The 17,881-nt window shown below is 35.7% G+C and carries 15 protein-coding genes; 5 read left to right on the top strand and 10 right to left on the bottom strand.

Features of this window, described 5'->3' with window-relative positions; genetic code table 11:
• Positions 1 to 90: 90 nt before the first annotated feature.
• Positions 91 to 552, top strand: coding sequence for a cupin domain-containing protein (locus B0A75_RS13055; RefSeq protein WP_089054718.1), 462 nt, complete (start codon positions 91 to 93; stop codon positions 550 to 552).
• 12 nt (positions 553 to 564) lie between these two features.
• Positions 565 to 1,455: a dihydrodipicolinate synthase family protein gene (locus tag B0A75_RS13050; protein WP_089054717.1), complete on the top strand. Its 891-nt coding sequence runs from the start codon at positions 565 to 567 to the stop codon at positions 1,453 to 1,455.
• A gap of 249 nt (positions 1,456 to 1,704) precedes the next feature.
• Here the strand turns inward: B0A75_RS13050 and B0A75_RS13045 are convergent, their stop codons facing one another.
• The 3 genes from B0A75_RS13045 to B0A75_RS13035 are packed head-to-tail and all read right to left on the bottom strand — an operon-like array spanning position 1,705 to position 3,790.
• Positions 1,705 to 1,998 carry a DUF3861 family protein gene (locus tag B0A75_RS13045; RefSeq protein WP_089054716.1) on the bottom strand — a complete coding sequence of 98 codons (294 nt, stop codon included), beginning with the start codon at positions 1,996 to 1,998 and terminating at the stop codon, positions 1,705 to 1,707.
• A 17-nt stretch (positions 1,999 to 2,015) separates the two neighbouring features.
• Entirely contained in the window at positions 2,016 to 2,744 is a 729-nt protein-coding gene (locus tag B0A75_RS13040; RefSeq protein ID WP_089054715.1) for a LytR/AlgR family response regulator transcription factor, read from the bottom strand.
• 2 nt (positions 2,745 to 2,746) lie between these two features.
• Positions 2,747 to 3,790, bottom strand: coding sequence for a sensor histidine kinase (locus B0A75_RS13035; protein WP_089054714.1), 1,044 nt, complete (start codon positions 3,788 to 3,790; stop codon positions 2,747 to 2,749).
• 267 nt (positions 3,791 to 4,057) lie between these two features.
• Between B0A75_RS13035 and B0A75_RS13030 the strand changes: the two genes are divergently transcribed.
• From B0A75_RS13030 to B0A75_RS13020, 3 genes are read left to right on the top strand one after another with little or no spacing between them, the layout of a single operon-like run.
• Complete coding sequence (locus tag B0A75_RS13030; RefSeq protein WP_089054713.1) at positions 4,058 to 5,221, top strand: efflux RND transporter periplasmic adaptor subunit; 1,164 nt, start codon at positions 4,058 to 4,060, stop codon at positions 5,219 to 5,221.
• Between the two features lie 2 nt (positions 5,222 to 5,223).
• Positions 5,224 to 8,391, top strand: a complete 3,168-nt coding sequence (locus tag B0A75_RS13025) for an efflux RND transporter permease subunit (RefSeq protein ID WP_089054712.1) — start codon at positions 5,224 to 5,226, stop codon at positions 8,389 to 8,391.
• Between the two features lie 18 nt (positions 8,392 to 8,409).
• On the top strand, positions 8,410 to 9,816 hold the full coding sequence (locus B0A75_RS13020) for an efflux transporter outer membrane subunit (RefSeq protein WP_089054711.1): 1,407 nt from the start codon (positions 8,410 to 8,412) through the stop codon (positions 9,814 to 9,816).
• Positions 9,817 to 9,946: 130 nt separating this feature from the next.
• On the opposite strand, the gene fucP is transcribed toward B0A75_RS13020, so the two are convergent.
• The 7 genes from fucP to B0A75_RS12985 form a co-directional block, all read right to left on the bottom strand.
• A complete protein-coding gene (fucP, locus tag B0A75_RS13015; protein WP_089054710.1) occupies positions 9,947 to 11,251 on the bottom strand; it encodes an L-fucose:H+ symporter permease in 1,305 nt (434 codons plus the stop codon).
• A gap of 126 nt (positions 11,252 to 11,377) precedes the next feature.
• A complete protein-coding gene (locus B0A75_RS13010) occupies positions 11,378 to 11,821 on the bottom strand; it encodes a MaoC/PaaZ C-terminal domain-containing protein (RefSeq protein WP_089054709.1) in 444 nt (147 codons plus the stop codon).
• 116 nt (positions 11,822 to 11,937) lie between these two features.
• Positions 11,938 to 12,996: a Gfo/Idh/MocA family protein gene (locus B0A75_RS13005; RefSeq protein ID WP_089054708.1), complete on the bottom strand. Its 1,059-nt coding sequence runs from the start codon at positions 12,994 to 12,996 to the stop codon at positions 11,938 to 11,940.
• Positions 12,997 to 13,076: 80 nt separating this feature from the next.
• On the bottom strand, positions 13,077 to 14,303 hold the full coding sequence (locus B0A75_RS13000) for an extracellular solute-binding protein (protein WP_089054707.1): 1,227 nt from the start codon (positions 14,301 to 14,303) through the stop codon (positions 13,077 to 13,079).
• A gap of 3 nt (positions 14,304 to 14,306) precedes the next feature.
• Positions 14,307 to 15,443, bottom strand: a complete 1,137-nt coding sequence (locus B0A75_RS12995) for a CaiB/BaiF CoA transferase family protein (protein ID WP_089054706.1) — start codon at positions 15,441 to 15,443, stop codon at positions 14,307 to 14,309.
• A gap of 107 nt (positions 15,444 to 15,550) precedes the next feature.
• Positions 15,551 to 16,693: a CaiB/BaiF CoA transferase family protein gene (locus tag B0A75_RS12990; RefSeq protein ID WP_089054705.1), complete on the bottom strand. Its 1,143-nt coding sequence runs from the start codon at positions 16,691 to 16,693 to the stop codon at positions 15,551 to 15,553.
• On the bottom strand, positions 16,690 to 17,838 hold the full coding sequence (locus B0A75_RS12985) for an ABC transporter substrate-binding protein (protein WP_089054704.1): 1,149 nt from the start codon (positions 17,836 to 17,838) through the stop codon (positions 16,690 to 16,692). Before B0A75_RS12985 ends, B0A75_RS12990 begins: the two co-directional genes overlap by 4 nt.
• Positions 17,839 to 17,881 lie beyond the last annotated feature (43 nt).

Genomic DNA, 17,881 nt, shown 5'->3' with positions numbered 1-17,881 from the left:
AGTTATTTGTGATAAAACTGTGTTATCTGTGCAGTCCAAAGTTACGATATTTTTGTCACGCAATAATGCATCAACTAAAATTTAATGAACATGGAAACTAAAGAAAAAAAATTCTCATCAAAAGATTTTCATCAAACTTATGCAAGACCAAGTTTTGTAATGCCTGAAAAATTAATTCATAGAAATGTTGAAAATGCGGGGGTACATGATCAATTTTCTACAGAACGAAAACATCCAGTGTTTTTTGTCGATTTGCCAAGTAAAAATGTAAGTATGACTATTGGAGGATTATTGCCTGGACAATTAACGAACAGACATAGACATACGTACGAAACATTGTTGTATGTAATTGAAGGTTCTGGATATACTGAAATCGAAGATCAAAAAGTAGAGTGGAAGGCTGGAGATGCGGTTTATATTCCGGCTTGGACATGGCACAGACATCAAAACTTAAGTAATACTGAAAATGCAAAATACATTGCGACTGAAAATGCACCGCAATTGCAAAATTTAGGAGTAGCACTTAGAGAAGAAGAGGGAAGAGATTTATAAAAAAGCGAAGAAATGAAAAACAACCAGTTTAAAGGTATTATTGCCTATCCAATTACGCCATTTGATGAAAATGAAAAAGTTGATATTAAGCTTTATAAGCAATTATTAGAGCGGTTAATTGTATCAGGATCTCACGCAGTTGCTCCGCTGGGAAGTACAGGAGTAATGCCTTATTTGAATGATGAAGAAAAGGAGGCTATTACTGAAGCAACTGTTGAGCAGACAAAAGGGCGGGTTCCGATATTAGTAGGAGTTTCAAATTTAACAACTGAAAAAACTATTTATCATGCAAAAGCGGCTGAAAAGGCTGGAGCCGATGCTGTAATGATTATTCCGATGAGCTATTGGAAACTAAGCGATGATGAAATTGTGAAACATTACGACACTGTCGCGAAGCAAATTTCTATTCCAATAATGGCTTACAATAACCCAGCTACGGCAGGAATTGATATGTCGCCTGCTTTATTGAAAAGACTTCTTGAAATTCCAAATGTTACGATGATTAAGGAAAGTACCGGCGATGTTCAAAGAATGCATTATTTGAAGAAAGAGTTAGGCGAAGATGTTGCTTTTTACAACGGATCAAATCCGCTGGCGCTTTCTGCATTCGCTGCAGGAGCAGCGGGTTGGTGTACAGCAGCTCCCAATTTAATTCCTGAATTGAATATTGCGTTATACAACGCAATTCAAAATAATGATTTAAAAGAAGCTCAAAAAGTATTTTACAAGCAGATCAATTTGTTGAAGTTTATTGTAGAAAAAGGACTTCCAAGAGCAATAAAATCTGGTTTGAATAGTATGGGAATTGACGGTGGAAAATTAAGAAAACCGCTATTGCCGTTAACTGAAAAAGAAAGCAGCGAACTTAGTGTTATTTTGAAGTTAATTAATGATTTGAATTAGTTAAGCTGAATAATAAGTGCAGCATCATCATTAAACACATATAAACATAGAATTCCAGCCGCAGAAAAAGGCGTTTCACTTATTTTAAATGCACAAAGCCGACTATGTGAGAGAAATAAATTTCTCTTTTGTATTCTTGTTTTGACAGTATATCTATGTTTCTATGTGTTAAAAAAAAGATCATGGATTATGACTACTAAAAAAACAGCCAAACTTGATTATCAGGTTTGGCTGTTTTTATGTGTAAAATTATAAACTTTTAAGCTTTTTCATGAAGATAGGAAACACTTCGTTTAATTCGTCAAACAAAGGATTTTTGCGATGCTTGATGTGTATTTCATTAAATAGTTTTAAGCCTACGGCAAACTGTGTTGCTTCATGCGGATTATCGAATATGTTTTTGTCTTTTATTTTTTCTATGATTCCAAAGATTTCATCGTGATTACTAAACTCCAGTCCAAGTTCTTTTGCGGGTTCTGTTTCACCATTTGCATATTGTTTTAGACTTAATGTCAAATGATATTTGTTTGATCTTTTTTCCATGATATTCTATTTCAATTTTATTTTAACCATTTATCTACGATGGTTTTAAACGTTTCTTTGTATTGTTCGCCTACTGTAATTTCAAATTTTCCAATGAATAGTGAGTTTTTACTAATAGCGGTAATTTGATCCAGCGAAACAATAAATGAGCGGTGAACTCTCATAAATTTGGTTGAAGGCAGTTTTTCTTCCAATGCTTTTAAGGAAATAAGCGACAGCACTGTTTTTTGAGAATCATCGAGATGTACTTTTACATAATCTTTCAAACTTTCGATATATAAAATATGTTTTAAAGAAATTCTAACCCATTGATATTCTACTTTTAAGAAAATAAACTCATCATCGGCAGTAATAGACTGAAATTGGTTAGAGTTATCTTCTGTTAATTGCAGTACTTTGTTTGCGGCACGCAGAAATTCTTCATAGCTAAAAGGTTTTAAGAGATAATCTACTGCATTTACTCTATAACCTTCTATTGCATAATGGTTGTAAGCTGTTGTAAAAACAATTCTTGGCAGTGATCCCGGCTGATCTTGCAAAAGTCGGGCGAGTTCCATACCAGTTAAATTTGGCATGTTTATATCCAAGAAAACAAGATCTGGCTGTTTGTCGCGAATTAAAGCCATAGCTTCAACTGCATTATCACAACTGGCACTCAATTGTAAAAAAGGCGTTTGCTCAATAAAAGTTTCCACGAGCTTTAATGCGAGTGGTTCATCGTCTACAGCTATACATTTTAATACCATCGTTAATCTAAAGTTAAGTGCAGTTTTACATTGTATTTACCATTTGGAGCAATACCAGCTTTTAAAGTATGCTTGTCAGGGTAAATTAAATGTAGTCTGCGTTTTGTATTTGTTAACCCAATACCGCCTTCATTTGTAGTTGAAGATTTTTCGAAATACGTATTTTCTACTTCGAATTCTAAAGTACTGTCCTTCTGCCTCAGCGAAATATGAATTTCACTTTTATCAGTAGCATGAACACCATGTTTAAAAGCATTTTCTACTAAAGGTAATAATAACATTGGAACTATTGGGTAATCGTGGATTTTTTGCGGTATATCAGTTGTAATAGTAAGTTTACTGTTGGCACGAAGTTTCATTAAAGCAATAAAATCCTTCATGAAGTCAGCTTCTTTCAGTAAAGTCGTCGTTTCTTCAGTACTATAAAGTAAGTAACGCATCATTCGGCTTAGAGTATGCAGCGCATTTCTAGAATCTTCAATATCAGTGTAAGTAAGCGAATAAATACTATTAAGAGAATTAAAGAAAAAGTGCGGATTTATCTGTGCTTTAAGCATCGCCAATTCAGCCATTGTTTTATCCTGTTCCAGTTTTTGTTTGTGCTGAGCAGCTTTCTGCCAATGTTGCAGCATAGCCCAGCTTGTACTGATTCCTAAAACCAATAAAGTTAACATTAAAACATAATTGTCAAAATAGGGGCTTTTATACTTTTTTAGTCCTAAAACCAGGCGGATTTTGCTGTGAAGATCTGTTTGCGACGTATAAAAAAAGGCGATGATCTGCATAGCAAAAACAATAAGCAGAGCCCACAGCAGAAATGGCGAAGTATTATCTTTTATTATGGTTTTTGGAACTATAATTCGGGCATTCGAATAGAAAACAATTATTAATAAAAACAGTACTATTATCTGCCAAATCCAAAAAACTGTTGGAAGTACTACATTCCAGGTTAAAGGGATGTAAAACAACATGATAAATCCCAATAATAACCAGCTCAAAATATGCAGTCCAGTAAATAAATAAGGTCTAAAAATGTTTGAAGCCATTATACGTTTTTCTTTTTTTATGACAATATTACATTTTATTTAAATAAGATATAAAAGCAATCGCTAAAAAGAGATTTAGAGACTTTATAAACCTTATTAGAACCGATGAGTTTAGAAATTAAACAGTTGTTTAATTTTTAGAAAATTTCATCGTGTGTCAGTTCATCTCTATCGATTGTCTTTTGCTTTTCGTCTATTTCCTATTTTTCGCGTATTCTATTTTAGTTCTTTTGCTTACTAATAAATAGATAATTACACATTTTAACAATGAATAAGCAATCGTTTTTAAGCATTTTCGCAGCATCAATTATTATCGCATCTTGTGGTAATAAAAATGATAAATCGGCTCAAGCCGGAGGCGCGCCACAAGTTAAAGAGTATAAAACGCTGACATTACAGCCAGAATCAGCTACGCTAAACAGCGATTATCCTGCTAGTATTCAAGGACAGCAGAATATTGATATTCGACCAAGAGTTGAAGGTTATATTGACAAGATTTTTGTAGATGAAGGTGCAGTAGTAAAAGCAGGCCAGCCATTGTTTAAAATCAGTGCACCAGAATACGAGCAGCAAGTACGAACTGCTGCAGCAAGCATTAAAAGCGCACAAGCTGATGTAAGCAGCGCAAAACTTGCAGTTAACAAAGTAAAGCCATTAGTAGAAAAAGGTATTATAAGCAAATATGACTTAGAGTCAGCTCAATATACTTACGAATCAGCATTAGCAGCTTTAGCACAGGCAAATGCAGCTTTAGTAAATGCAAAAATCAATTTAGGATATACAACAGTAACAAGTCCAGTAGACGGTGTTGTAGGTTCAATCCCATTTCGTTTAGGAAGTTTAGTAAGTTCTAATACTGCTGAAGCTTTAACAACAGTTTCGAGTATAGGAAATGTGTATGCTTATTTTGCTATGAATGAAAAAGCGCTTTTAAACTTTACTAAAGATAATACCGGAATGTCGTTAAGTCAGAAAATTAAAAGTCTGCCAGATGTTTCTTTATTGCTTTCAGATGGTTCAGCTTACGATCAAAAAGGAAAAATAGAGACTGTAAACGGGTTGATTAATACTGAAACAGGAACTGTAAATATTAGAGCTCGTTTTTCAAATCCAAAAGGAATTATTAGAAGCGGAAGCAGCACAACAATTAGAATTCCTAGTGAAGTAAAAGATGCTATGATCATTCCTCAGAGTGCAACATTTGAACTTCAGGATAAAATTTTTGCAGTAGTTGTAGGTAAAGATGGCAAAACTAAAAATGCCAATATTACGATTCTTGAAAATACAGCCAAAAACTATTACGTAGTAACAAGCGGTTTGAAAGCAGGAGATGAAATTGTATTAGAAGGAGTAGCTTCTTTAAAAGAGGGAAGTGAGATTAAAGCTAATAATCAAAAATCAGAAATGATTTATGCTGACTTAAAACAATAAAGATGTTTAAAAAATTTATACAAAGACCCGTACTCTCGACGGTAATATCTGTTATTATTGTCATTTTAGGTGTTTTAGGCCTAATAGAGTTACCTATTTCTCAATATCCGGATATTGCGCCTCCTACTGTAAACGTAGCGGCAAGTTATACTGGAGCCAATGCCGATGTGGTACTTAAAAGTATTGTAATTCCGCTTGAAGAGCAGATTAATGGTGTAGAGAACATGACTTACATGACTTCTACAGCAACAAATGACGGAAATTCTTCGATTAAAATTTTCTTTAAAGTTGGTACAGATCCTGATTTAGCGGCGGTAAACGTTCAAAATAGAGTTTCAAGAGCAACAAGTTTATTACCAGTTGAGGTAACTCAGGCAGGGGTTACAGTAACCAAAAGTCAGAGTAGTAACTTATTGATATTCTCTTTATACAGTGATGATAAAGCTTACGATCAAACGTTTCTTCAAAATTATGCTAAGATCAATCTTGTTCCTCAGATCCAGCGTGTAGTTGGAGTAGGAGATGTAACCGTTTTTGGTGCAAAAGATTACTCTATGCGAATTTGGCTGAAACCAGATGTAATGCAGCAATATAAATTGATTCCGAGTGATATTTCGGCTGCTTTGGCAGAACAAAATATCGAAGCGGCACCTGGTAAATTTGGTGAAAACGGAAATCAAGCGTTTCAATATGTAATTAAATACAAAGGACGTTTAACCAGTGCTCAGGAATTTGAGGATATTGTTATTAAATCGGTTGGAAACGGACAAATGCTCCGACTTAAAGATGTGGCTAAAGTAGAGTTAGGATCTTTAAGTTATGCTCAAACCATTAAAACAAACGGTGTAGAATCGGCAGCAATGGCGATCAGCCAGACTCCAGGATCTAATGCACGTGATGTAATTATTAATTCTAAAAAATTAATTGAAGAAGCGGCGAAGACTTTTCCAAAAGGAATGAAGTATACCATTATGGTTGATGTCAACGAAAATTTGGATGCCTCTATTGAGAAAGTAATTCATACTTTGATCGAAGCTTTTATATTAGTTTTCATCGTAGTATTTATCTTCCTTCAAGATTTTAGATCCACTTTAATTCCGGCAATTGCAGTTCCGGTTGCAATTGTGGGAACGTTCTTCTTCCTGAATTTATTCGGATTTACGATTAACTTGTTGACGCTGTTTGCTATGGTTCTTGCTATTGGTATTGTCGTCGATGATGCAATTGTGGTCGTCGAGGCGGTGCACGCCAAATTAGATCACGGTTATAAATCGGCAAAAAAAGCAACGATTCATGCTATGGACGAAATTTCGGGAGCAATTATTTCGATTACATTAGTAATGGCGGCGGTATTTATTCCAGTAACTTTTATTACGGGATCAACAGGAGTTTTCTATAAGCAGTTTGGTATTACACTGGCTGTAGCGATTATACTTTCGGCAGTAAATGCCTTGACGCTGAGTCCGGCTTTATGTGCGCTTTTACTTAAACCGCATGCAGATGACCATAAACATAAAAGCTATTTACAGCGCTTTTATACTTCATTTAACGTTGCATTTGATAATGTAACCAAAAGATATAAACGTTCAGTAAGTTTCCTTTCTGTAAAAAAATGGATTGTATTAGCCTCAATTTTGATTTCAGGTCTGGCATTATTTTACATGATGAAAACCACGCCATCTGCTTTCGTTCCTTCGGAAGATCAGGGAACTGTTTTTGCCAATATCAGTTTGCCGCCATCATCTTCTATGGAGCGTTCTGATGTAATTGCGAAACAAGTAGACAGTATTGCTAAGACGATTCCAGGAGTTAAAAATACACTTCGTATTGTGGGGCAGAATTTTACTGCTGGAGCGGGAAGTGCGTACAGTATGGTTATTGTAAAACTGGTACCGTGGGGTGATCGTGATTTAAGTGTTGATGATGTTATTGGGCAGCTTTTTGCTAAAACAAGAGGAATACGTGAAGCTAATATTTTCTTTATTTCACCTCCTACTATTCAAGGTTTTGGACAAAGCGGCGGATTCGAATTTCAGCTTCAAGATAAAGGTGGACATACAACTGCTGAGTTTTTTAAAGTGAATACTGAGTTTTTAGAAAAGTTATCTAAACGTCCAGAAATACAATACGCGACAACACCTTTTAATCCTGGCTTCCCGCAGTATATGATGGACATTAATTTGGCAAAAGCCAAAGATGCAGGAGTTTCGATAAATACAATTTTATCAACCATGCAGGGATATTATGGTGGATTGTATGCTTCAAATTTCAATAAGTTTGGAAAACAGTATCGTGTGATGATTCAGGCTTCGCCAGAATTTAGAACCAATACAGAAGGATTAAATAAAATCTTTATTCGTAACAGTGCTGGAAATATGGCTCCAATTACTGAGTTTGTAAAAATGACCAGAGTTTTTGGACCAGAATCGATTTCAAGATTTAACCTTTTCTCTTCTATTTCGATTACAGGAGCTCCAAATCCAGGATTTAGTTCTGGAGATGCAATCAAAGCGATTCAAGAAGTTGCAGCAGAAAATCTGCCTGCAGGTTACGGATATGAATTTTCAGGGTTAACGCGTGAGGAATTAGCATCAGGAAGTGAAACGATTTTCATCTTTATTTTGTGTTTAGTATTCGTTTACTTCTTATTAAGTGCGCAGTATGAAAGTTATATTTTGCCGTTTGCAGTATTATTCTCCATTCCGTTTGGATTAGCGGGAGCGTATTTGTTCTCGATTGTGTTCAAGCTAAACAGTAATATCTATTTGCAGATTTCCTTAATCATGCTTATCGGACTTCTTGCGAAGAATGGTATTTTGATCGTCGAATTTGCCCTTGATAGAAGACGTAAAGGTCTGCCAATTGTGCAAGCAGCAATCGAAGGAGCCGTAGCACGTTTACGACCAATTTTAATGACTTCGTTTGCCTTTATTTTAGGACTTGTTCCTTTAATGTTTGCTACTGGAGCAGGAGCTGTAGGAAATAGATCGATTGGAACAGGAGCTGTTGGAGGTATGTTAATTGGAACCATTTTAGGAGTATTTGTAATTCCGGTTCTGTTTATCATTTTCCAAACCTTACAAGAAAGAGTAAGCGGTCCTGCAAAAGACGGTTATGATGATGAAGACGATGATGAGGAAATTCAGTTACTAGAAGCTCACAAAGAGTAAAATTTAATTAAAACAGAGATGACTAATAGTTCAAATAAATATATTCTGATGGTAATCACAGCCGCACTTTTAAGTGCGTGCTCGATTACCAAAAAGTACGAACGTCCAACAACGCTCTCAACAGATAAACTGTATCGCGATCAGGCTTCTGCCGATTCTACTACAATTGCCGATATGCCTTGGCAGAGTGTTTTTAAAGATGAAAAATTAAATGCGTTAATTCAAAAAGGATTAGACCAAAATCTTAATCTGAAAAATGCAATTGAAAATATTGTGCAGTCGAGAGCCGTTTTGCGTCAAAGTAAATTAGCGTATTATCCAACATTAAATGTAGATGCAAACATTACGCGAAATAAACAATCACAAGCGGGACTTAATTTTCCTCCAGGAATTAATATCAATACATTAACTACAACCCATAAACTAGGGTTAAGTTCTTCGTGGGAAATTGATGTTTGGGGAAAACTAAGCAGTTCAAAAAGAGCAGCTTTAGCTTCTTATCTTGCTACAGATGCTGCAAAGCAAGCAATTCAGACACAATTGATTTCAGACATTGCAAATAATTATTTCTTGTTGTTAGCTTACGATAAACAATTAGCAATTACAGAAGCTACATTGGCAAGTCGAATTAAGAACGTTGAAACGATTAAAGCATTAAAAGAAGGAGCTATTGTAACTGGTGCAGCTGTAGTACAAAGTGAAGCCAATCAACATGCTGCTGAGGTATTGATTCCAGATTTAAAACAAAGCATTCGTGAAACCGAGAATGCAATAAATATTTTGTTAGGGCAGGCGCCTGGAGCAATTGAAAGAGGAGTATTAGGTACGCAGATTATTCCTGAGAATATTGCTGTAGGCATGCCTTCACAATTACTGCACAATCGTCCAGATGTTCGTCAAGCGGAATTTAATTTCAGAGTTGCTTTTGAATCGACGAATTTGGCTAAAACTTATTTTTATCCAAGTTTAACCCTTACTGCCAGCACCGGATTTTCGAATTTAGAGTTAAAAGATTTTTTTAGTAATTCTATTTTCTATTCGATTATTGGCGGTTTAACACAGCCGATTTTTAATCAAGGGCTTAATAAAATGAGATTGACAAATGCGCAGTCACAACAATTACAAGCTTACAATAATTTTCAACAAAGTCTTTTAAATGCAGGACAAGAAGTTTCAAATGCTTTGTATGCTTATGAGATGGCAGTAGAAAAAGAAGATTCAAGAGAAAAACAAATTGAAGCTTTAGAAAAAGCAGTCGATTTTACGCAACAGCTTTTAGAGTACAGCTCGGCAACAAATTACACCGATGTATTAACTTCAGAACAAAACCTTTTAGCGGCGCAATTGAGCGGTGTAAATGATAACCTGCAAAAACTGCAAGCCGTTGTTAATTTGTACAGATCTCTTGGCGGAGGCTGGAAATAGAAGTAAAAGCAATAAAAATTCCACAATGATCATGTTTCTTCGATGATCGCCTATTAATTAAATTTAAACATGACGAAAAACGCCTCAATTAATTGAGGCGTTTTTTATTAAATCTAAAATTTTGAATGATTTATTGTTTTAAAGCTTTCACTTTATGTCCATATAAACCAAACGATAAAATAATCACAAAACACAAAAGCGGAATAATATAACCTGATTGAATATCGTCATGTTTCATATCGATTAAAGTTCCCATTGCATAAGGAAGAATTGCACCGCCCACAATAGACATTACAAGCCATGAAGAACCAGTTTCTGTATTCGATTTTAAACCAACTAATCCTAATGAGAAAATAGTCGGGAACATAATCGACATAAAAAAACCGATACCGCCTAAAGCGTAGATAACTACGATTCCAGTTCCGTAAATGGCTAACAAACAAAGTACAATACTGGCAGCGCAATAAATAGAAAGTAAAACATAATCCTTTACAAACTTCAGGAAGAAAGTTCCAATAAAACGTCCTGCCATAAATAAGAAACCGTAAATACCAAGATAATATCCTGCTGTTTTTTCATCTAAACCTGCGCCTTGCTGGGCAATTCTAATAAAGAAACTCGTAATACAAACTTGTGCACCAACATAAAAGAACTGCGCTGCAACAGCCCAGCTTAAATGACGAAATTTTAAAACAGAGAAAAATCCTGGTTTAATTTCGGCTTCAGTATGCTGAGGTTTCATCGATGGTAAATGCATGAAATAGAATATAATCGCTACTAAAACCAATACACTTCCTAAAATAATATAAGGCATTTTTACTGCAGCAGCTTCACCTAATAAATAAGATGCTTTTTCTGCTTCGGGCATAGCAGCCATTTGTTCAGGTGTGTGATTTGTACCAGAAAGGATAAATAATGAACCTACAATTGGAGCAATCATAGCCGCTAAACCGTTGAATGAAGCCGCTAAATTCAATCTTTTAGAAGAAGATTCAGCAGGCCCTAAAATTGCCGCATAAGGATTGGCGCTTGTCTCTAAAATTGTCAATCCGCAGCCAATTACAAATAGTGCAAATAAAAACAATTCATAAGTTCTCGTATTTGCTGCAGGCACAAACAAAAATGCTCCGGCAGCGAAAACCAATAATCCAGTGATAATACTGTTTTTATAACCAAATCGTTTAATGAGCATTCCCGCTGGAATCGCCATTATAAAATAAGCGAAAAACACCGAAGTATCAATCAATGTCGATTGACGGTTGTTTAATTCACACGCTTTTTTTAAATGCGGAATTAAAATAGAATCCAGATTGTGTGCCATTCCCCAAAGGAAAAATAAGCTGGTAATTAAAATAAATGGCAAAAGGTATTTTGTTCCCTTTCCGCCTTCTGACGCTACTTCGTGTATGTCGCCAGTTTGGTTTGTTACTTGCATTAGTTAGTTTTTTTTAGTTTTTTAGTTGCTAAGATTCTAAGGTGCTTAGGTTCTGAGTTTTTTCTCTGCTGCGAATGTTCTAAGACGCAAAGTTTTTAAATATTAGCATCTTAGAAACTTAGCGCCTTAGGACCTTTTCTTCACAAGAAGAAGATGATCACATACCAAAACCACTTCACCTCTTTGGTTAATGATTTCAACATGTTCTGTTACAGTTCCCATTTCGGGATTTTTGGCTTCGCCTTTTTCAGAAATGGTAATTTCAGAATGGATCGTGTCACCAATATGAACTGGTTTTACAAAACGCATTTTGTCATATCCTCTAGAAAAAGCTTCAGGATTTATTTCAGAAGCAGTTAATCCGATACCAATGGCAAAAACCATAGTTCCATGCGCAATACGTTGTCCGAACGGCTGTGTTTTACACCATTCAGCATCCATGTGATGAGGGAAAAAATCTCCCGTATGTCCGGCATGAACTACAAAATCGGTTTCTGTAATGGTTCTGCCTAAAGTTACTCGCTTATCGTCAAGTAAGTAATCCTCGAAAAAAGTTGATTTGAAATACATAAATATTTAGTCGTAAAGTTGTAAAGTCTATAGTTTGAAAGTCAAAAGTCTAAAGTTGTAATGTTAAAAGATATAAAGTTATAAAGCCAAGTCTTTAAGACTTTTGACTTTAAGACTTAAATTAAAATTCCTCCGTTTGTGTTGCTGACGTAGCAGGCTTCAACAACTTTCATGGTATCTAAAACGTCTTGAACACTTGCTAGTAATTTTGAGTCTGAGCCTTCTTTAAAGCGCATTAAATTTGACATCGTTCCAATGAAAGCTTCTGGAAACCATGAGCCTTCAAGATCAACTTTTTTCCATTCATATTTGCCTTCTTCATTTTCAATTGCATATTCAAAAATGTCTGGAAGTCCGTTAGGATAATTCATCAGTAAACCCATTTTAGCTTTGATCGCGCCTTTTGTTCCTTCCCATTTAATGTAACTTTCTTCATGATTTGGACCAAAATGATGATCGTGATTTGTGTTGATAACAACGTGTTTATCTTCTCCATAATCCAGAATAATAGTAGAACGGGATGATGATAATTTTTTAAGCGGATGTTTGGCTGTTTTCGCCATTACACTTTTCGGGTTTCCGAGAAAAGATCTAATACAATCAATGTAATGCACACTGTGAAAGAGAATCTCCAATCTTGGATGTTCTTTTATTAACGGAAACAATTCCCAAGGTGTATTTACCGTAACCTTAAATTCAAAATCGTATAAATCGCCGATCAATCCTTCATTGATTAAATATCTCGCAGCGCTGACAAATGGTGAAAAACGAAGTTGAAAATTGATTGCCGCAACGAGGTTTTTTCTTTCGCAGACTGCAACAATCTCTCTAGCTTGAGCCAAATCATTTCCCATAGGTTTCTGAATCAAAACTGCTGCTCCATCTGGTAATTGTTCTAATATTTCAATATATTGATCAGGCAAAACTGTAATGTCATAAACCGCATTTGATGGTGCATTTTTAACCGCATCGGCAACATTTTCAAAAACATGCTGAATCTCAAATTCTTTGGCTAGATCATGCGCTTTTGCAATCGTTCTATTTGTAATGCCAAAAACCGTAAAACCAGCCATTTTGTATGCAGGTAAATGCGCGTCTTTCACAATTCCGCTGGCTCCGATAATAATAATCGGCTGTTTGGTTTCGGGCAGTAAAGGTTTATATGGAATATTCATTTTGTTAACTTTTTTATGGTTAGTTACTAGAAGCAAACTTTGTCAAAGTTCTAAACTTTGACAAAGTTGACTGCACGTAATCATTTCGTTAATTTTTCAATATTATGCTGTGTTATTTCTAAAAGTATTTTTGACGGAATTTCTGTTTCAATTGCTTTTAAAACCATCTGATCTATAAATTCAGTCACTTTAGGCCAGATTGGAGTTTGTGGTAAAGTCAAAGCATTTTCATGCAGCATTTCTAGTTTATGGTAGTACGGAATCGTTTTATTGATTTCGGCATCATTCCAAGTCGATTTTCGACAGCCAATTCCGCCTTCAGTAGTCAATAATTTATCGCTTTCAGCCGTTGTCGCGAATCGTAGAAAATCGTAAGCCAATTGCTGGTTTTTACTCCCAGTTCCAATCGTGTAAAGCCAATACACATTTAACGAAGCCGTTTTACAGTCAGCATTAAAAGGCAATTCTGTAATATCAACTTTACCTTTTACTTTCGATTCCTCGATTACTTCACACATGGAGGCAAATCCGAACCAGTTAATTGCCATTGCTGCTTGTCCTTCGGCGAAAGCCATACCTGCTTCAACGGAACCAAAATTTTTGGATCCAGGATGAACGGCATCCGTATTACTTACTATAGTTCTATAATAATCTAAAGCTTCAGCAGCTTGATTATGATTGATATTAATTTGATTGTTATTGTCCAAAAGTGAGCCGCCGCGTGTCCATAACTGTAAACAGAAATCGAAAACCATATTGTGGCCGTCAGGATAATTAGCAAAAACACAGCCGTATAAATTGCTTTCAGGGCGGTTGAAAAATGTCGCGATTTGGGTGAATTGCTCCCAAGTTTTAGGAGGGAACAATTCGTAACCAAATTGTTTTTTGAAGTTTTCCTTTTCTGTTGGATTTTCAAATAAATCCTTTCTAAAAATTAAGCACTCAGGCCCATCATGAAAAGGAAGACCGTATGTTCCGTTATTAATCTGCTGTAAATGCAATAAAGATTTGTGCCATCCGTCAGGATAATTCTGCGGAGGATTTTGAGAAATAAAAGAGGTTAAATCTAGAACCGCTTTTTCATTTGCAGCATCAAAAATCCAATCCGTATTTAGGTGTGCAATATCCCATTTACCCTTTTTTAAACCTTTTTTTGTGATGGTTTTTTCATAAAGATCGTGAAGTTCCATTGGAACCATTTCAACGTCAATCTGAATATTGTTTTTCAAACAAAAAGCATCCCACAGCTTTTGCAGCGTGCTTTCAAAAGGAGAAAATTTTCTAACAGCGATTCTAAATTTGGCCATATTTTATGCTATAAACTCGTTTATAATTCGCTCATTATCCTGTCCTAATTTTGGAGAACCTTTAGTTGATGTAAAATATTCACCGTCAATTTTTATAGGACATCTTGTAGTTTTATACGAATAGCCGTCAAGCATTTCAACTTGCTGTGTAAACTCTAAAACTTTAAAACCATCTTCTTTGAAAAGCTGTTCATAGTTTAAAACGCCTGCGCACCAAATGTCAGCCGGTTCTAAAATATCCAGCCAATACTGCGTTTCCTGCGTCAATAGGTGAGAAGCCAGAATATTTTTTATTTCGTCTCTCAGCGTAAATTTATTCTCTGGGAATTGCAATAATTTATCACATTTCAGTAACGAAGCCAAAACTGGAATTGATCCCATTGCCAAAGCCAGATAACCGTTTTTGGTTTCGTAAATTCCGTATGGCGCGCCTAGATAAGCATGAGCATTATTAGTTTTAGTTCGAACTGGCAATTCGCCGCCATCATTAAAGAAGGTTGTAATAGTCTCAAACTGAAAATCAAAAGCAGATTCCAGCATACTTACTTGAACAGTTCCGCCTATATTTTGTGTTGCTTTTTTATATAAAGATGCTAAAATTCCCTGTGCTAAATGTGCACCGGCGAGCATGTCAACAATTGACAATCCCATTGGTACAGGGCCATCTTCCTGATTACCGCTCAGCCAAGTTAAAGCCGTTAAAGATTGCAATAATAAATCCTGTCCGGGTAAATCTTTAAGTTCAGGATGATTTCCAAAACCCGAAATCGAAGCATAAACCACCGTTGGATTTATTGCTTTTACATCATCATAACTTAAACCTATGCGTTCCATTACGCCCGGTCTGAAATTATGCATGACAACATCGGCTTTCGCTAATAATTTTTTTAATTTTTGAAGTTCCTCGGGTTGTTTAAAATCAATGGCAAACGATTCTTTATTTCTGTTTATGGTATGAAAAACAGACGATTCACCGTTCATAATTAAGTCAGAAGTATATAAGGTTCGGCAAATATCGCCAGTTCCTGGTTTTTCAATTTTTATAACGCGTGCGCCCAAATCTGCCAAGCGAAGACTTGCTGACGGACCTGAAAGAAACTGACTAAAATCTACTATTAAATAATCTTCTAATGGCTTCATTTTTTTGTTTAACCGTTTTATTGTTTATTCGTTTAATCGTTGTATTTGTTTAACCATTAATTCGTCGTTTTGTTTTATACGATTAAACAAATCAACGATTCAACAGTTTACCGAATAAACTCTTTGTGTATTACTGCATTATCTTCGCCCACTTTAGGAGCTGCTTTTGTACTGCCTAAAATTTCGCCGTCAAGCTGAATCGGACTTCGGGTTGTAACCAAAGTTTCGCCGTCTGAATTTTTTACGGTTTGTTTTAATTGTAAATCCTTCACAAAAGACTGTTGGTCTAAAGTTTCATAATCGAGAACTTTTCCGGCCCAAATTCCTTGTTTTTGAAGTAATTCTAACCAATAATCGGCTTTCCGGTCTGCTAATTTATTGGCTAAAAGGATTCTGATTTCGTCTCTTTTTTCAAACCAAAGATGTTTGTCAGCATATTGATTTAAATCGACTCCAATCGTGTTTCCTATGAAAAGTAAATCGCCCATTGCCAGCGAAATATAATCGTCTTGTGTTTTATAAACTCCGTAAGGTGCACTCAAAAAAGCATGTGCACTTCCTTTAATATCGCCTCGTTCCGGTTGTTGTCCGCCATCGTTTAAGAAAGAAGTAAGCGCTTCAAACTGAACATCTAGAATAGATTCCAGTAAACTCACTTCAACTAAAACACCTTTTCCTGTTTTGGCTCTTTTTAATAATGCAACCAAAATTCCTTGTACAAAATGATTCCCGCACATTAAATCCGCCACAGCCAGACCAAACGGAACCGGCCCTTGACTTTTTCGTCCGCTCAACCAGCTCAAACCCGAAAGTGATTGCAAAAGCAAATCTTGTCCCGGTTTTTTCGCCCAAGGACCTTTATCTCCGTAACCTGTTATAGTTCCGTAAATGATCTTCGGATTAATGGTAAGCGTTGTATTATAATTCAGTCCGATTTTTTCCATTACACCCGGTCTGAAATTATGTGTCATAATATCTGCCTTTTCGATTAGTTTTTTAATTAAAACCAAATCATCGGGATTTTTTAAATCGGCTGCAAAAGATTCTTTATTTCTGTTAATCGTGTGAAACAAAAGGCTGCTGTCATCAACAAAAAGATCTTTGATGCTTAATTGTCTGCAAGCTTCACCTTTTACGGGACGTTCAATTTTAATAACTCTCGCACCTAAATCGGCTAATTTTAATCCAGCAGAAGGACCCGCCAAAAACTGGCAGAACTCTAAAACAATTAATCCTTCTAATGGTTTCATGAGTTTTGCAATTTTAAAGATTTAGCATAAAGCAGATCCAATTCTTCTAAAACCAGTTCTTCGTTACCGCCGTACAATAAATAATCACGAACCACATCGCCGGCATGATCCTGAAAATACATATGTCCGGAGTATCTTGGCCTTAAAAATGCTCTTTCTAAAGCAGGCAGCGTATTTTTGAAATAATTATTTGTGATCGAATTGATTCTGTCGTTTTTCCATGCTTGTAAATGTCCTGGCTGACCGCCATTATCGGCAAAAATATTCTGCTGAACATGAGATGATCCTGTAAATTCGGCATAACGAATCGCTTCGGGAATATGCTTGCTGAAAGAAGAAACGGCTAATCCTGTTCCGCCCAAAGAGCTTATCATTGGTGCATTATTCAGCTTTACTAAATCATAAAAATGAAGCAGATTCTTGCTGTATCCTGCTCTAGAATAATTTGAATATCCATAAGCAAATGGGCAATAAGCAATTTCATCTGAATTAACCATTGCCTCGTAAACTTGAATTGGATTTCGATTAAAGTTTGCAGGATCAATTAATTGTGCCAATTCTCTAAACAACTGTAAAGCTATTTTTCCTGTTTGTGTAGAAATAACTTTATCTTCAGATTGAAACGGAGTTTCTCCTAAACTGCAGCAAAACATATAAAAACTCATTAAAACATCAACAGGAATTCCAGCAAATGCGACCAAACCTTTTTTGGCTAAAGCCAATAAATCGTCATATGTTTGAGGGACTTCAAGTCCTGCTTTTTCTAAAATATCTAAACGTGCTGCAGCTACTGGAGTAGCAGCATCAATTGGCAAAGCCCATAATTTATTACTGAAAACATAACTTCCGTATGATTTTCCAACGGTATTTATTTCTTGGTCTTTTATATAATCAGAAGATAAATAATCAGAAAGTGGGAGTATAGCATTAGTATGCGCTCCAAAACCTGTCCACGGATGATCGATTACAAGTAAGTCAAATCTTTTTGCAAGATCTTCAATTGAAGCATCTGCAAATTCTTGTAAACTTCTTTTCTCCCAAGTAATTTCGATTTCAGGATTTAACTCGGTAAAGCGCTGTGCCGTTGCAACCATAGGCAATAAACCTCTTGTATGATTCCACGTAATGCCTTTTAATACTGCCATTTTTGATTGAATTATGTATATGGAAAATAATAAATGTAAAAAA

Origin of the sequence: Flavobacterium oncorhynchi (assembly GCF_002217355.1) — a bacterium.
GTDB classification, from domain to species: Bacteria; Bacteroidota; Bacteroidia; order Flavobacteriales; family Flavobacteriaceae; genus Flavobacterium; species Flavobacterium oncorhynchi.
The sequence above is the reverse complement of the archived record's forward strand: the minus strand, read 5'-3'. Positions and strand labels throughout refer to the sequence as shown.

Bases quoted from the DNA above. Each gene is read 5' to 3' on its own strand.
- fucP (WP_089054710.1), bottom strand. From the start codon at position 11,251: ATGCAAGTAACAAACCAAACTGGCGACATACACGAAGTAGCGTCAGAA.
- B0A75_RS13025 (WP_089054712.1), top strand. From the start codon at position 5,224: ATGTTTAAAAAATTTATACAAAGACCCGTACTCTCGACGGTAATATCT.
- B0A75_RS12990 (WP_089054705.1), bottom strand. From the start codon at position 16,693: ATGAAACCATTAGAAGGATTAATTGTTTTAGAGTTCTGCCAGTTTTTG.
- B0A75_RS13045 (WP_089054716.1), bottom strand. From the start codon at position 1,998: ATGGAAAAAAGATCAAACAAATATCATTTGACATTAAGTCTAAAACAA.
- B0A75_RS13000 (WP_089054707.1), bottom strand. From the start codon at position 14,303: ATGGCCAAATTTAGAATCGCTGTTAGAAAATTTTCTCCTTTTGAAAGC.
- B0A75_RS13005 (WP_089054708.1), bottom strand. From the start codon at position 12,996: ATGAATATTCCATATAAACCTTTACTGCCCGAAACCAAACAGCCGATT.
- B0A75_RS13050 (WP_089054717.1), top strand. From the start codon at position 565: ATGAAAAACAACCAGTTTAAAGGTATTATTGCCTATCCAATTACGCCA.
- B0A75_RS13030 (WP_089054713.1), top strand. From the start codon at position 4,058: ATGAATAAGCAATCGTTTTTAAGCATTTTCGCAGCATCAATTATTATC.
- B0A75_RS13020 (WP_089054711.1), top strand. From the start codon at position 8,410: ATGACTAATAGTTCAAATAAATATATTCTGATGGTAATCACAGCCGCA.
- B0A75_RS13055 (WP_089054718.1), top strand. From the start codon at position 91: ATGGAAACTAAAGAAAAAAAATTCTCATCAAAAGATTTTCATCAAACT.
- B0A75_RS12995 (WP_089054706.1), bottom strand. From the start codon at position 15,443: ATGAAGCCATTAGAAGATTATTTAATAGTAGATTTTAGTCAGTTTCTT.
- B0A75_RS13035 (WP_089054714.1), bottom strand. From the start codon at position 3,790: ATGGCTTCAAACATTTTTAGACCTTATTTATTTACTGGACTGCATATT.
- B0A75_RS12985 (WP_089054704.1), bottom strand. From the start codon at position 17,838: ATGGCAGTATTAAAAGGCATTACGTGGAATCATACAAGAGGTTTATTG.
- B0A75_RS13010 (WP_089054709.1), bottom strand. From the start codon at position 11,821: ATGTATTTCAAATCAACTTTTTTCGAGGATTACTTACTTGACGATAAG.
- B0A75_RS13040 (WP_089054715.1), bottom strand. From the start codon at position 2,744: ATGGTATTAAAATGTATAGCTGTAGACGATGAACCACTCGCATTAAAG.